Here is a 14,209-nt window from a genome sequence, read left to right on the forward strand (position 1 = left end):
CAGGTCTCAATAAAAAATATCGGAAACGAGGCAGTAGCATGAACCGGATTTTGACAGTCCCTCTCCTGATCGCAACACTTGGCCTGGCGGCCTGTACCGACCCTGCGCGCTTTGGCGCGGATGGCACCGGAGCAGGCGCGGGATCAGCAAACGCCCTGAACGGCGGCATCGTCCCCGGCAGCGCCAGCGATCCCACATCGCCTGCGTATTTCCAGCAGACCATCGGCGACCGGGTGTTGTTCGCAGTGGACCAGTCCAACCTGACGCCCGAAGGGCAGATCACGCTGGACGGGCAGGCCCAGTGGCTGTTGTCCAACCCGGATTATCAGGCCGTGATCGAAGGTCACGCGGATGAGCAGGGCACGCGAGAATACAACGTCGCCCTTGGCGCACGCCGCGCCAATGCAGTACGCGAATACATGGTCTCCAAAGGCGTGCCCGGCAGCCGCATGCGTGTTGTCAGCTACGGCAAGGAACGCCCGATTGAGATCTGCTCGGAGGAAAGCTGTTATGCCAAGAACCGCCGCGCCGTCACGGTGCTGGCCGGAGGGCTGACCAGCTAAGGCCAGTTAAGGATAGCCATGAGAACATTGCGCATCATTGCAGGGGCCGTTCTGGCGCTGAACCTGTCCCTCGGGCCGGCACAGGCCCAGGACGAGCAGACCCTTGCCGACATCCGGCAAGAATTGAACGTGCTGTTTGTCGAAGTGCAAAAACTCCGTCGGGAGCTGTCCACAACGGGGGGCGCCAGCGTGAACACCGCAGGCACCACCGTGCTGGAACGCATGACCGCGATGGAAAGCGAACTGCAACGGCTGACGTCCAAGACCGAGGAACTGGAAAACCGCGTCAACCGCATCGTCGCGGACGGCACCAACCGCATCGGTGATCTGGAATTCCGTCTGGTGGAGCTTGAAGGCGGCGATGTGGCGGCTCTGGGTGAAACAACCACTTTGGGCGGCCCGACGGAAACCCCTGTTGTGGCCGCGCCCACCCCGGCACCAACGTCACCGCAGACCGGCGGCGTCGATACCTCGTCGCTGGCCGTGAGCGAGGCTGCCGATTTCGACCGGGCCAAGGAGGTGCTCGCCACAGGTGACTTTCGTACCGCCGCGGACCTCTTTGCGACCTTCAATCAGACCTATCCGGGCGGACCGCTAGCCCCCGAAGCCGAACTGCGGCGCGGTGAAGCGCTGGTCGGGCTGGGCGACACCCGCGAAGCGGCGCGCGCCTTTCTGGCCAGCTTCAGCGCGTCACCCGAAGGCCCGCTGGCCCCCACATCCCTTACCGAACTCGGCCGTGCCCTGGGCGTACTTGGCCAAACCCAGGAGGCCTGCGTCACCCTGAGCGAGGTTGCAATCCGCTTTCCCGCCAGCCCCGAAGTCGCCCGCGCCGAGGCTGAACAACGCGCCCTGAGTTGTTCAAACTGATCTGATGCCGCAAAACCGCCTCACACAACAGGTTGCCGATGCCTTCCTTCCGCGGCCACCCGCTGTTTTGGGGGTGGCAGTCTCCGGTGGGGGCGATTCCATGGCGCTGCTCCATCTGCTGCACAAATTATGTACCCTGCACGGCACGCGGTTGCGGGTGGTCACCGTGGACCACGGGCTGCGGCCGGAAGCCGCGTCAGAGGCGCAGATGGTCGCCGATGTCTGCAGCAAGCTGGGCCTTCTGCATGATGTTCTGCACTGGGAAGGCTGGGACGGATCGGGGAACCTGCAAGACGCTGCACGTCGGGCGCGGTATGGCATGATGGCCGATTGGGGGCGCCGCCATGACGTGGAGGCGATCGCGGTTGGCCATTCGGCGGATGACCAGGCCGAAACGGTCCTGATGCGCCTGGCCCGCCGGTCTGGCGTAGACGGCCTTTCAGGCATGAAGCGACGGCTGGTGATGGAGGGCATGACATGGGTGCGCCCCTTGCTGGGGGCCAGCCGCTCTGACCTGCGCGACTACCTGATCCAAAGCGATGTGCCCTGGATCGAAGACCCCAGCAACAAAAACGAAAACTTCGAACGCATCCGGGCGCGCAAGGTGCTTGAGGCGCTGGAGCCATTGGGCATCACCGTTTGCGGGCTTGCCGAAGTGGCCGACAATATGCTTGAGGCCCGCAAGGCACTGGAATGGCAAACGTTTCTGGCCGCGCGTGACAGTATCTACGTCAATGGCGGCGCGGTGGTCGTGGACGACCGCAAGATGCGGCTGATGCCGGACGAGGTGCAGCGCCGCCTGCTGGTGCGCGCCATGAACTGGATCTCCGGGGAGGCCTATCCCGCCCGCAGGCAAGCGGTGATGTCCGTGCTCAAAGGGTTGCGGCGTGGGCAGGCCGGGACAGCCGAAGGATGTCACGCCCGCCGCGTCGGCGGCGCCGTCTGGATATTCCGGGAATTCAACGCCGTGGCCAATGTCCGCTCCACGGTGGATGTGCTTTGGGACGGGCGCTGGCGCATCACCTCCTCCGACCCCGGCGCATTGGCCTCCGATCTTGAGGTCCGCGCGCTTGGTGAGGAGGGGCTGGCGCAATGCCCCGACTGGCGCTCCTGCGGCCGTCCGCACCCGGTTTTGCTCTCCACCCCGTCCATCTGGCACAAGGATGAGTTGCTTTCCGCCCCCCTTGCCGGGACAGGCCAAAACTGGCATGCGGAGGTGGATGGCGGTGATGAGACCTTTTTTGCCGCACTACTTACGCATTGAATGCGGGGAAATGCTGTCTATCTTAACCCCAAAGGTCGTGCCGTCATGGTAGGACACTGTGGGTCATGCGATATCGCATCCCTCGTGATATAGGAGAATTCCCTTGGGCAATATGCGCAACCTCGCCTTCTGGGCCATTTTGCTGCTTCTCATGCTGGCCGTTTTCAACCTGTTTACCGGGTCTGGCGGCAACATGCAGACCAATGAGGTAACGTATTCCGAATTTGTCGACGCGGTTGAGCAGGGACAGGTCCGGGCGGTCACTCTGGACGGTGAACAGGTCCGTTTCCGCAACACCGACGGGGTGGAACTGGTGTCCATCAAACCGGGTGACGCGGAAATCACCTCGTTGCTGATCGACAACAACGTGCCGCTGTCGGCCAAACCGCAGCAGCAGTCGGGTTTCCAGACCTTCCTGATGTCCCTGCTGCCCATCCTTCTGCTGATCGGTGTATGGATCTATTTCATGAACCGCATGCAGGGCGGCGGCAAAGGCGGCGCGATGGGCTTTGGCAAATCCAAAGCCAAGATGCTGACCGAAAAGCATGGCCGCGTGACCTTCGATGATGTCGCAGGCATCGATGAAGCCAAGGAAGAGCTTGAGGAAATCGTTGAATTTCTCCGCAACCCGCAGAAATTCTCCCGCCTTGGAGGCAAGATCCCCAAAGGCGCGCTGCTCGAAGGCCCTCCCGGTACCGGTAAAACCCTGCTGGCCCGCGCCATCGCGGGGGAGGCGGGCGTGCCCTTCTTCACCATCTCCGGTTCCGACTTTGTGGAAATGTTTGTTGGCGTGGGTGCATCCCGTGTCCGCGACATGTTCGAACAAGCCAAGAAAAACGCGCCCTGCATCGTGTTCATCGACGAAATTGACGCCGTGGGCCGTCACCGTGGTGCCGGTTACGGCGGGGGCAATGACGAACGCGAACAGACGCTGAACCAGCTGCTGGTCGAAATGGACGGCTTTGAAGCCAACGAAGGCGTGATCATCATCGCCGCCACCAACCGCAAGGACGTGCTGGACCCTGCGCTGCTGCGCCCCGGTCGTTTTGACCGTCAGGTCACCGTGGGCAACCCCGACATCAAGGGTCGGGAGAAAATCCTCGGCGTGCACGCCCGCAAGACACCGCTGGGCCCGGATGTCGATCTGCGCATCATCGCGCGCGGCACACCCGGTTTCTCCGGCGCCGATCTGGCCAACCTGGTGAACGAAGCAGCGCTGACCGCCGCCCGTGTGGGCCGCCGTTTCGTGGCCATGCTCGACTTTGAGCAGGCCAAGGACAAGATCATGATGGGTGCGGAACGCCGCTCCATGGTGCTGACGCAGGACCAGAAGGAAAAAACCGCCTACCACGAAGCAGGCCACGCCATCGTTGGCATCAAGCTGCCCAAGTGCGATCCGGTCTACAAAGCCACCATCATCCCGCGTGGCGGTGCCCTTGGCATGGTGATGAGCCTGCCGGAAATGGACAAACTGCAAATGTTCAAGGACGAAGCCGAAGAGCGGATCGCCATGACCATGGCAGGCAAGGCGGCTGAAATCTTCAAATACGGCGCGGCAAGCGTCTCCTCCGGCCCGGTCGGTGACATCATGCAGGCCAGCCAACTGGCCCGTGCGATGGTCATGCGCTACGGCATGTCCGACAAGGTCGGCAACATCGACTATCAGGAAGCGGCGGCGGGCTATCAGGCCAATGGCGGGGCAGGCGGTTTCTCCGTCTCTGCCGCGACGAAGGAACTGATCGAGGAAGAGGTCAAGCGCATCATCGATGAAGGCTACGACCTGGCCTACAAGCTGATCGAAGAGAACGCGGAAGAGTTTGAGCGTCTGGCCCAGGGCCTGCTTGAGTACGAAACCCTCACCGGGGACGAAATCAAACGTGTCATGGCCGGCAATCCGCCGACCGAAGAGGACAACGACGACAGCGGCTCTGACGAAGGCAACGCGCCCAGCGTCACCGCGATCCCCAAAGCCAAGGGCAAGGTCAAGAAAACCCCACCCTCCGAAGGCGGGATGGAGCCTGAACCCTCCGCCTGATCAATTCGGGTGATGGCGACGTCACAAAATAGAATGAGGCCCCGCATCGTCGGGGCCTTTTCTTTTCCCCGCAACGCAGCAAGGGTGGGTCAACCGCAAGGAGACCCACATGCCCGAACTCGTCCCGACCGACCATGTCGCCACCATCACCTTTCTGGGCCGCGTTCCCCAAAATCGCGACAACATCCGCGCCGAAGCGATCCAAAGCGCCTACGCCAGCTACGAAGGCTTCGACGGCGAATTTCACGCAGGGCTCACCCGCGCCTCCTGCGTGCGCGTGAAATCCCAACACCCCGAAGGCACTGAAATCCGTAACGTCCGCCAGTTCTCCATCCTCTCTGCCGAGGAACTGAACGCAATTGCACAGGAAATCGACATCGACGCCATCGACCCCCTGCTGGTCGGCGCTTCCATCGTCCTTTCGGGCATCCCCGACTTCACCCATGTCCCCCCATCCTCCCGCTTGCAGGCCGAAAACGGCACGACCATCGTGGTCGACATGCTCAACGCGCCCTGCCAATACCCCGCGCGCGAGATCGAAAAGGAACACCCCGGCCACGGCAAAGGCTTCGTACCCGCCGCACGGGGCCGACGCGGGGTCTGTGGCTGGGTCGAACGCCAGGGCGAATTGCGCGTGGGTGACAAGATGCGCCTGCATGTCCCCGGCCAACGCGCCTGGGCACCAGAAGGGTAGCCCCCAATCAGCCTCGGCGTTTCCGATCAGAAACGATTCTGCGACATCGGGCCGCATCACGTGCCGGAAATGTCGGAAACGCCCCCTCGATTCTGCCCTCTGGCCCTGTAAGACAGGTCGAAAGATCACTCCGGCATCAGGAAGGCCACCCCATGTCTTACAAAAGCGACATCGAAATCGCCCGCGAAGCGCAAAAGCGCCCCATTCAGGAAATTGGTGAAAAGCTGGGCATCGCCTCCGCCGATCTGCTGCCCTACGGCCACGACAAGGCCAAGGTCAGCCAGTCCTTCATCAATTCCGTTCAGGACCGCCCTGACGGCAAGCTGATCCTCGTGACCGCGATCAACCCCACGCCCGCGGGCGAAGGCAAGACAACCACCACCGTGGGACTGGGCGATGGCCTGAACCGCATTGGCAAGAAAGCCTGCGTCTGCATCCGCGAAGCCTCGCTTGGACCAAACTTCGGCATGAAGGGCGGGGCCGCTGGCGGTGGCTACGCGCAGGTTGTCCCGATGGAGGAGATGAACCTCCACTTCACCGGTGACTTCCACGCGATCACCTCCGCGCATTCGCTGCTGTCCGCGATGATCGACAACCACATCTACTGGGGCAACGCCCTTGAGATAGACACCCGCCGCGTTGTCTGGCGCCGTGTGGTTGACATGAACGACCGCGCCCTGCGCCAGATCACCGCCTCCTTGGGTGGCGTGGCCAACGGCTTCCCGCGCGAGGCGGGTTTCGACATCACCGTGGCGTCCGAAGTCATGGCGATCCTCTGCCTGTCCAAGAACCTCTCTGACCTGCAAAAGCGTCTGGGCGACATGATCGTCGCCTACACCCGCGAGCGAAAACCGATCTTCGCCCGCGACATCAAAGCCGACGGCGCGATGACCGTCCTGCTGAAAGACGCCATGCAGCCCAACATCGTGCAAACGCTGGAAAACAACCCCGCCTTTGTGCACGGCGGTCCTTTCGCCAACATCGCCCACGGCTGTAACTCCGTCATCGCCACCACGACGGCCCTGAAACTGGCCGATTATGTCGTGACCGAAGCGGGCTTCGGCGCGGACCTTGGCGCTGAGAAATTCCTCAACATCAAATGCCGCAAAGCGGGTCTGGCACCTTCCGCAGTCGTCGTTGTCGCCACCGTGCGCGCGATGAAGATGAACGGCGGTGTCGCCAAAGCGGACCTTGGCGAAGAAAACGTCGATGCGGTCAAGAACGGCTGCGCGAACCTCGGCCGTCACATCGAAAACGTCAAATCCTTCGGCGTGCCCGTGGTTGTGGCGATCAACCACTTCGTCACCGACACCGACGCCGAAGTGCAGGCGGTCAAGGACTACGTCGCTTCCCAAGGTTCTGAGGCTGTCCTCAGCCGCCACTGGGAACTCGGCTCCGAAGGCTCCGCAGATCTGGCAACCAAAGTGGTTGAGACCATCGAGAAGGGCGAAGGCAACTTCGCACCGATCTATCCCGACGACATGCCACTGGCCGAAAAGATCAACACGATTGCCACCAAGATCTACCGCGCCGATCAGGCCACGATGGATCAGAAGATCCTCAACCAGTTGAAAGATTGGGAAGATCAGGGCTACGGCAATCTGCCGGTCTGCATGGCGAAAACCCAGTACAGCTTCACCACCGATCCCAACCAGCGCGGCGCGCCCACCGGCTTCGACATCCCCGTGCGTGAAGTCCGCCTGAGCGCGGGTGCCGGTTTTGTCGTCGCCATTTGCGGTGAGATCATGACCATGCCCGGCCTGCCGCGCGTGCCCTCGGCGGAAAGCATCATGCTCAACGACGCTGGTGAAGTCGAAGGTTTGTTTTAAGTCAAACAGTTGCGGTGCGCAGTTAATGCGCACCCGACAACCCGAACGTAAGGTGCGCATTCATTGCGCACCTTCCACCCCCCCGCCAAAGGACAGCTCATGATCAGATATGCCGGACTTCTCTGCGCTCTCCTGCTCGCCCCTGTCGCTTCGGCCAACGATCGCTATGTCGACTACTACTATCCGCAGATCACCTCGGAAGAGACATTCGACCGCGTGATCCGCACCCCTCCGCCGACACCCAAAGCGGTCCGCATCGACTTCATAAACGTCCTGACCACAGCCCAGCTGGAGGCCCCCGCCAATCCCCGTTTTGTGTTTTTCAGCAAGGGAGAGGGCGCCACGACCCTGATCCTGACCGCACTGGATGACGAGGTGTTCGCAACCCTGTACCGCGCCCGCGCCATCATGGCCCAGTTGACAGTGTCGGTGCGCAAGGGCGGATTCTTTCAGCAGCAAAACCTACAGGATGTCGCAACCTTTTATGATCTGCTTCAACTGATGGCATTCGACGAACTGCTCATCACCGACGGTAAAACATGGACCCATCGGGTTCACTTCGAAAGATAACAGGAAGATTCACATGACAGCCACCCTCATCGACGGCAAGGAATTCGCCGCCCGCGTCCGCGCCCAAGTCGGCGATCACGTCACCCGCCTGAAAGCCGACCACAACATCACGCCCGGCCTTGCGGTGGTGCTGGTGGGCGAGGATCCCGCTTCTCAGGTCTACGTCCGCTCCAAAGGCAAGATGACGGTTGAGGTGGGCATGAAATCGGTTGAGCATAAGCTGGACGTGGAGACGTCTGAGGCGGACCTTCTGGCCCTCATTGACCAGTTGAACAACGACCCGGAAATCCATGGAATCCTTGTGCAATTACCGCTGCCCAAGCATCTGGACGAAGACCTTGTGATCAACTCGATCAGCCCGGCCAAAGACGTCGACGGTTTCCACATTTCCAACGTGGGCCTTCTGGGCACGGGCCAGAAATCCATGGTCCCCTGCACCCCGCTGGGCTGCCTGATGATGCTGCGCGATCACCATGGCTCCATCTCCGGCATGGACGCGGTGGTTGTGGGCCGCTCCAACATCGTGGGCAAACCCATGGCGCAACTGCTGCTGAACGACAGCGCCACTGTCACCATCGCGCACAGCCGCACCAAGGATCTGGCCGATGTGGTCCGCCGCGCGGACATCGTGGTGGCCGCCGTGGGCCGTCCCGAGATGATCCCCGGCGACTGGATCAAGGAAGGCGCGACCGTCATTGACGTCGGCATCAACCGCCTGGACGCGCCGGAAAAGGGCCTCAAGGAAGACGGCACCGTCAAGACCAAGCTGGTCGGTGACGTTCACTTTGAAAGCTGTGCCGCCCGCGCCGGGGCCATCACGCCCGTCCCCGGTGGCGTGGGCCCGATGACCATCGCCTGCCTGCTGGCCAACACCGTAACGGCCTGCTGCCGCGCCAATGGTCTGGAAGAGCCCGAAGGGCTGACCGCCTGACCCCTCAAGACCGGGGGACCGGCACCATCGTGCCTTGCAAAATGGCGATCAGGGTCTCAACGCCCTGATCCACCGCAAAAACCTCTGAGGTGACAACACACAGGCGACGGCCGGGTTTCACCACCCGGCCTTTTGCTTTCAGCACCTCCCCCCGCGCAGGCGCCAGCAAGTTGATCTTGATCTCGGCGGTGACAACCTCCTGGTCCAACGGCAGCATCGTCAAAGCCGCATAGCCTGCCGATGAATCCCCAATCGAAAACGTCAGCCCCGCGTGCCCAAACCCCTGCTGCTGGCGGGTGCCCGGCAGAATGGGCGCGGTGATGGTCACCGCCCCCTCTGCCACCTCTGCCAATTCGGCCCCCAGGGTGGCCATCATGGTCTGTGCGGCAAAACTCTCTGCAATCCGGTCACGTGCATCCTGGTCCATGGGCAATCCTATCGGGGCATTGGCAACGCCACAGGCGTCTTGCCGGTCATGATGGCCTGCGCAGCCGGCTGCATCAAGCGGTTGAGCACATCCGTCTCACTGCGCAGCCCGCCGGTATACGTACCAAAAGCGGGCATGATCACGCGGGCCGTGTCGATCAGGAACGCGGGCCGCGAAATGGTGCGACCGCGTGCGTGCAATGCGGCTTTGGGGTGGTAGTGGCCTGAGACTTCGCCCACCGCCGTCGCCTGCGCGATATGGGTAAAGGCCAGCGGCCCGATGTGCAGGGCCGCCAGATGGCTGCCGCCCAGATCCACGGGGCCGGGATCATGGTTGCCCTCGATCCAGACCCAGCGCCGCCCCGCCTGCAAGCGATTGATCCATAAGCGATCCTCCTGCCCAAGGGCCAGCGCTGCACCAAGATCATCAAAGCTGTCGCCCAGACAGACCACTGTGGCAGGCTGGCAGGCGTTGATCACCGCTTCCAACCGCTCCAGCGTGTCGCGGGTCTCATAGGGGGGCAGTGCCGCCCCCCCGCGCCGCACCATGCGTTCCGACTTGCCCAGATGCAGATCACTGACGCACAGCAGCGCTTCCTCCGGCCACCACAGCGCGCCAGAGCCAAGCGCGCTCAGCCGCGCGCCCTGCAAGGAGAACTCACATCCGTTCATCCTTTGTTCATGTTTGAAAATGGCCTGCGGTGCAAGCCTCTAGTAGCCGACCCGCCACTTCGGTTTATGCGACGGCGCGGGCGTGATCTGCGCAAGGCCGGAGGTTTCCATCAACCGCGCCGCTTCATCCGCGAGCAGCTTCTCCTCTGCCGCGCCCTTCACCGGCACCCGGCCCATTTCCAGCATCAGGGGCGCGGCCAGCGGGCTGACGCGGCTCAGCACCCGGTGGTCGATCCGGTCTTCGACCCGGTCCAGCATTTCCTCAATCCGGCCAAAGTCCACCAGCCCGCGCATGGCTTCTTCGCGGGTCACGTCCAGCATCAGATGCTCAGGGTCATATTTGTAAAGCGTGTCATAGAGGATGTCGCTGGAGAAGGTCGCCTGCCGCCCCGACTTGCGCGCCTGCGGGCTGTTGCGTTCGATCAGCCCTGCGATGGTCGCCGAAGCGCGGAAGGTGCGTTTCATCACCGCGTTGCCACCCAGCCAGGTCTCAAGGCCCTTCTCGATCGCTGCGCGGTCAAACAGCGGCGCGGGGTCGTCGATCTGATCCAGCCCCCAGATCAGCGTGGCGTAATCCGTGGCCAGAAACCCCAGTGGGTTGAGCCCCAGTTCCTCCATCCGTTTGGTCAGCAGCAGCCCCAGCGTCTGCATCCCGTTCCGGCCGGCAAAGCCGTAAATGGCCGTCTGCGCCCGTCCGTCATGCGGGAAACTCTCGATCAGCAGCCGTCCCGGCAGGGGCAACTGGCTGACCTCGCGTTGAAGGCGCAGCCACTCTGCGGTGTGAGGGGGCAACTCCGGCCAGCTGTCCTGGGTGAACATCTGCTGCACACGGTCCGACAATTGCGTCGAGGTGGCGAATTTCGTGCCCATGAAGGTGGCCACCTTGGGTTTTTTCGCGGAATCGCGGCTGACCTCCACGGTCATGTCCCGCAGTCCTTCGTATTTCACGATCTGCCCGCCGATCAGGAATGTATCGCCGGGCGTGAGGGTTGCGGCAAAGCCCTCTTCGATTTCGCCCAGCGGCTTGCCACCCCGGTTGCGGCGCATGCGGACCTTGAGCGTATCGGTGTCCTGAATGGTGCCGATGTTCATGCGGATGCGCTGTGCCGCGCGCGGATCGCGCAACTGCCAGTGCCCGTCAGGCCGCTGGATCAGCCGCTGCCAGCGGTCATAGGCGCGCAGCGCGTAGCCCCCCGTGGCGCAGAAATCGAGACAGGCATCGAATTGCGCGCGGGTGAGGCTGGTATAGGCTCCGGCGGTCTTGAATTCCCGATACAGCACGTCTTCGTCGAACGGGCCTGCGCAGGCGGTGATCAGGATATGCTGGCACAGGACATCGCGCGGCCCCTGTCCTCGCGGATCGCCGTCCAGCGTGCCCTCCAGCACCGCCTCAAGGGCGGCCACGCATTCAACGACTTCAAAGCGGTTCGCAGGCACCAGCAGCGCCTTGGAGGGCGCGTTGTAGCGGTGGTTGGCGCGGCCAATGCGCTGCACCAGCCGTTTGACGTTCTTCGGCGCGCCAATCTGGATGACAAGATCCACATCGCCCCAGTCAATGCCGAGATCGAGGCTGCCGGTGCAGACAATCGCACGCAGGTCGCCGCGCACCATGGCGGCTTCGACCCGCGCGCGCTGTTCCCGGTCAAGGGAGCCGTGGTGGATGCCGATGGGCAGGCTGTCGTCATTGGCCAGCCACAGGTTGTGGAAGAAAATCTCTGCCTGCGCGCGGGTGTTGTGAAAGATCAGCGTGGTGTTGTGTCTGCGCACTTCCTCCAGCACGGCGGGAATGGCATAGGCGGCACCGCCCCCGGACCAAGGCGGCGCTTCTTCGGTGCGCAGCATCTGGATGTCGGGGGCCGGGCCGGGATCGGCCAGCAGGATCTCGCAAGGATCAGGGTGTCGCGCCATCAGATGGGCGATGGCGGCGGGGTCCTCAACCGTGGCCGAAAGCCCGACACGTTTCAGGTCCGGGCAGATGGTTTGCAGCCGCGCCAGCGCCAGCATCATCTGATCGCCGCGTTTGGATTCTGCCAGGGCGTGGATCTCATCAATCACCACCCGCTTGAGACCTTTGAACATCCGCGGCGCGTCTTCGTAGCTGACCAGCAGGGCAAGGGATTCAGGGGTGGTTAGGAAGATATTGGGGGGATCGGCGCGCTGGCGTTTGCGGCGGGTGGCAGGCGTGTCGCCTGTCCGCTCGTCGATTGTGATTGGCAATCCCATCTCCTCGACCGGGGTGGTGAGGTTGCGTTTAATGTCCGCCGCCAGCGCTTTCAGCGGGGAGATGTAGAGCGTGTGCATGCCCTCATGCGTGCCATCCGCAAGGTCGATCAGCGTGGGCAGGAAACCGGAGAGGGTTTTGCCGCCGCCCGTGGGTGCGATCAGGAGAAGGGAGGGGGCGTCGGCGCGGTCGAGCATGTCTTGCTGGTGCGGGTGGATGGACCAGCCTTTGCTGTGGAACCAGTTTTGGAATGTTGCGGGCAATGCGGTCATGGCGGAGATGTAGCAGGTGTTGCAATGGGGGCCAGCCCCATACGTGCTGTCAAATGGGGGCCAGCCCCCAGACGCACTGTTGTACTGGGGGCCAGCCCCCATACGCGCCGTCAAATGGGGGCCAGCCCCCATACCCCCGGGTTTTTTGAACCATTTGGAAAGAGAGATGGGGGTGGGCTTGGAGTGAAAAAGGGGTGTTTGTCCCCGCGGGGACAGGTGTTAACCTTCTGTTACTGTCGTGAGAACAGCAGGTTACGGGTGGTTGTTGAAGTTAATTTAACACAAGGCAGGCGGAATTTCGTCGGCAGTGAAGGCGGATCTTTGAGGGGAGGGATACATGTCTGACAACAGATATCGCTTGCTGGTGACCGCTTTGATGGTCGTGACCATCCTTGTCACAATTCTGATGGCGTCAACTTTTGGAAGAATATGTCCGAAGACAGTATCGCTGAGAAAAGCGCAATCCCGACCCGTTAGAAAAATCAATAACAGCCTCTACTTTACGATTTTCTCGTCCTTGACGAACATGTTTGCCCAGGCGCGATCAATGAGGTCGGGGGCCATCTTGTAGGGGATGCCTTCAAAGTCACAAATCGCGATCATCTGGTCGATCAGGAAGTTCGGCTGATAGTTGGCGTAGATGTTGTCGATCGTCGGGTATTTCACCTTCAACAGATGCACGAGGCTGGCTTCATCCAGCTGCATGCCCTTTTTCTTGGCGACCATGGCAAAGATCTTGAGGTAGTTCTGCTGGTCCGGGCCGTCGATCTTGATCTTGAAGAAGATCCGGCGCAGGGCGGCCTGGTCGAAGATCTCATTGGGGTGGAAGTTGGTGGAGAAGATCACGAGCGTGTCAAACGGCACTTCGAATTTCTCACCCGATTGCAGGGCGAGGATGTCCTTGCTTTCTTCCAGCGGCACGATCCAGCGGTTGACGATGGATTGAGGAGGCTCTTTCTGGCGGCCAAGGTCATCGACGATGAAGATGCCGCCGGTGGATTTCAATTGCAGCGGGGCCTGATAGGTTCGGGCGGTGGGGTTGTAGACCAGATCGAGCATGTCGAGGCTGAGTTCACCACCGGTCACAACCGTGGGACGTTCGCAGCAGACGTAACGGGTGTCAAAGCGCGTCACGCGGCGCAGGGACGTGGGGTCCTGCACTTCTTCCGCCACGGCAGCGTGCACGATGGGATCATAGACCGTGATCACCTGGCTGGCGTATTCGATGGCGCGCGGCACATAGACCCTGTCGCCAAGCGCGTCGCGGATGCCGTTGGAGATCGAGGATTTACCGTTGCCAGGCGGGCCGTACATCAGAATGGAACGACCGGCAGAGACAGCAGGGCCAAGGTGGTCAAGCAGGCTGTCGGGCAGGATGAGGTGACCCATCGCACCGGTGAGCTGCGTGCGGCTGACCTGAATGTTGCGGATCGACTGGCGTTTGACCTGTTCGCGGTACACTTCCAGCGGCACGGGCATGGGGCCGAAGTATTCGGACTGCGCCAGCGCGTCGAGCGCGCGGGCTTTGCCCGCATCGGTCAGCTGGTAGCCCATTTCATTGCCATTGTTGGCGTTCAGGGTACCTGTCGCTTCGATCAGCCGCTGTTCGCGGGCCATGTCCACCAGCTCTTGCGTCACCGGGATGGGCAGGCAGACGGCAGCAGCCAGTTCGCTGACCATGTCGATGTTCTTGCGGAAGATCGTCTTGATCAGGATGTCGCGCATCATCACGATGGGCAGGCGCATGTCCTCCAGCCGTTTGGGGGGCGGCGGGGCCATCACGGAATTGGATTGCATGTTCATTGCGGTGATCCTTCTGCCAAAGGAGAGGTTGCGTTACACGCTGATCTACCTGTCGAATATGG

At 62.0% G+C, this 14,209-nt stretch carries 12 protein-coding genes; 8 read left to right on the forward strand and 4 right to left on the reverse strand.

The annotated features are described in order from the left end of the window. The first annotated feature begins 38 nt into the window (after window positions 1-38). The 8 genes from pal to folD all read left to right on the forward strand — a co-directional run bounded on the left by pal (window position 39) and on the right by folD (window position 8,753). A complete protein-coding gene (gene pal, locus Q1A91_RS14270; RefSeq protein WP_299878604.1) occupies window positions 39-563 on the forward strand; it encodes a peptidoglycan-associated lipoprotein Pal in 525 nt (174 codons plus the stop codon). A gap of 18 nt (window positions 564-581) precedes the next feature. Beyond that, window positions 582-1,430 (forward strand): tol-pal system protein YbgF, encoded by an 849-nt coding sequence (gene ybgF, locus Q1A91_RS14275; RefSeq protein ID WP_299878606.1) that lies wholly within the window; start codon window positions 582-584, stop codon window positions 1,428-1,430. Window positions 1,431-1,434: 4 nt separating this feature from the next. After that, on the forward strand, window positions 1,435-2,694 hold the full coding sequence (gene tilS / locus Q1A91_RS14280; protein ID WP_299878609.1) for a tRNA lysidine(34) synthetase TilS: 1,260 nt from the start codon (window positions 1,435-1,437) through the stop codon (window positions 2,692-2,694). 103 nt (window positions 2,695-2,797) lie between these two features. Further along, window positions 2,798-4,729, forward strand: coding sequence for an ATP-dependent zinc metalloprotease FtsH (gene ftsH, locus Q1A91_RS14285; protein ID WP_299878612.1), 1,932 nt, complete (start codon window positions 2,798-2,800; stop codon window positions 4,727-4,729). Window positions 4,730-4,838: 109 nt separating this feature from the next. Next, window positions 4,839-5,423 (forward strand): MOSC domain-containing protein, encoded by a 585-nt coding sequence (locus Q1A91_RS14290; protein ID WP_299878615.1) that lies wholly within the window; start codon window positions 4,839-4,841, stop codon window positions 5,421-5,423. 152 nt (window positions 5,424-5,575) lie between these two features. Then, window positions 5,576-7,252 (forward strand): formate--tetrahydrofolate ligase, encoded by a 1,677-nt coding sequence (locus Q1A91_RS14295; RefSeq protein ID WP_299878618.1) that lies wholly within the window; start codon window positions 5,576-5,578, stop codon window positions 7,250-7,252. A 99-nt stretch (window positions 7,253-7,351) separates the two neighbouring features. Next, on the forward strand, window positions 7,352-7,822 hold the full coding sequence (locus tag Q1A91_RS14300; protein WP_299878620.1) for a hypothetical protein: 471 nt from the start codon (window positions 7,352-7,354) through the stop codon (window positions 7,820-7,822). Window positions 7,823-7,835: 13 nt separating this feature from the next. After that, window positions 7,836-8,753, forward strand: coding sequence for a bifunctional methylenetetrahydrofolate dehydrogenase/methenyltetrahydrofolate cyclohydrolase FolD (folD, locus tag Q1A91_RS14305; protein ID WP_299878623.1), 918 nt, complete (start codon window positions 7,836-7,838; stop codon window positions 8,751-8,753). Window positions 8,754-8,757: 4 nt separating this feature from the next. Here the strand turns inward: folD and Q1A91_RS14310 are convergent, their stop codons facing one another. The 4 genes from Q1A91_RS14310 to Q1A91_RS14325 all read right to left on the reverse strand — a co-directional run bounded on the left by Q1A91_RS14310 (window position 8,758) and on the right by Q1A91_RS14325 (window position 14,147). Then, window positions 8,758-9,180 (reverse strand): PaaI family thioesterase, encoded by a 423-nt coding sequence (locus Q1A91_RS14310; protein ID WP_299878626.1) that lies wholly within the window; start codon window positions 9,178-9,180, stop codon window positions 8,758-8,760. Window positions 9,181-9,188: 8 nt separating this feature from the next. After that, entirely contained in the window at window positions 9,189-9,851 is a 663-nt protein-coding gene (gene pdeM / locus Q1A91_RS14315) for a ligase-associated DNA damage response endonuclease PdeM (RefSeq protein WP_299878629.1), read from the reverse strand. 39 nt (window positions 9,852-9,890) lie between these two features. Further along, on the reverse strand, window positions 9,891-12,344 hold the full coding sequence (locus Q1A91_RS14320) for a ligase-associated DNA damage response DEXH box helicase (protein ID WP_299878632.1): 2,454 nt from the start codon (window positions 12,342-12,344) through the stop codon (window positions 9,891-9,893). Window positions 12,345-12,839: 495 nt separating this feature from the next. Further along, the gene (locus Q1A91_RS14325; RefSeq protein ID WP_299878635.1) at window positions 12,840-14,147 is read right to left on the reverse strand and encodes an ATPase; all 1,308 of its coding nucleotides are present in this window, start codon (window positions 14,145-14,147) and stop codon (window positions 12,840-12,842) included. Window positions 14,148-14,209 lie beyond the last annotated feature (62 nt).

Source organism: uncultured Sulfitobacter sp. (genome assembly GCF_947500075.1).
Taxonomy (GTDB): Bacteria; Pseudomonadota; Alphaproteobacteria; order Rhodobacterales; family Rhodobacteraceae; genus Sulfitobacter.

Coding starts and splice junctions, on each gene's coding strand:
- pal (WP_299878604.1), top strand. CDS start 39: ATGAACCGGATTTTGACAGTCCCTCTCCTGATCGCAACACTTGGCCTG.
- ybgF (WP_299878606.1), top strand. CDS start 582: ATGAGAACATTGCGCATCATTGCAGGGGCCGTTCTGGCGCTGAACCTG.
- tilS (WP_299878609.1), top strand. CDS start 1,435: ATGCCGCAAAACCGCCTCACACAACAGGTTGCCGATGCCTTCCTTCCG.
- Q1A91_RS14290 (WP_299878615.1), top strand. CDS start 4,839: ATGCCCGAACTCGTCCCGACCGACCATGTCGCCACCATCACCTTTCTG.
- Q1A91_RS14295 (WP_299878618.1), top strand. CDS start 5,576: ATGTCTTACAAAAGCGACATCGAAATCGCCCGCGAAGCGCAAAAGCGC.
- Q1A91_RS14300 (WP_299878620.1), top strand. CDS start 7,352: ATGATCAGATATGCCGGACTTCTCTGCGCTCTCCTGCTCGCCCCTGTC.
- folD (WP_299878623.1), top strand. CDS start 7,836: ATGACAGCCACCCTCATCGACGGCAAGGAATTCGCCGCCCGCGTCCGC.
- Q1A91_RS14310 (WP_299878626.1), bottom strand. CDS start 9,180: ATGGACCAGGATGCACGTGACCGGATTGCAGAGAGTTTTGCCGCACAG.
- pdeM (WP_299878629.1), bottom strand. CDS start 9,851: ATGAACGGATGTGAGTTCTCCTTGCAGGGCGCGCGGCTGAGCGCGCTT.
- Q1A91_RS14320 (WP_299878632.1), bottom strand. CDS start 12,344: ATGACCGCATTGCCCGCAACATTCCAAAACTGGTTCCACAGCAAAGGC.
- Q1A91_RS14325 (WP_299878635.1), bottom strand. CDS start 14,147: ATGAACATGCAATCCAATTCCGTGATGGCCCCGCCGCCCCCCAAACGG.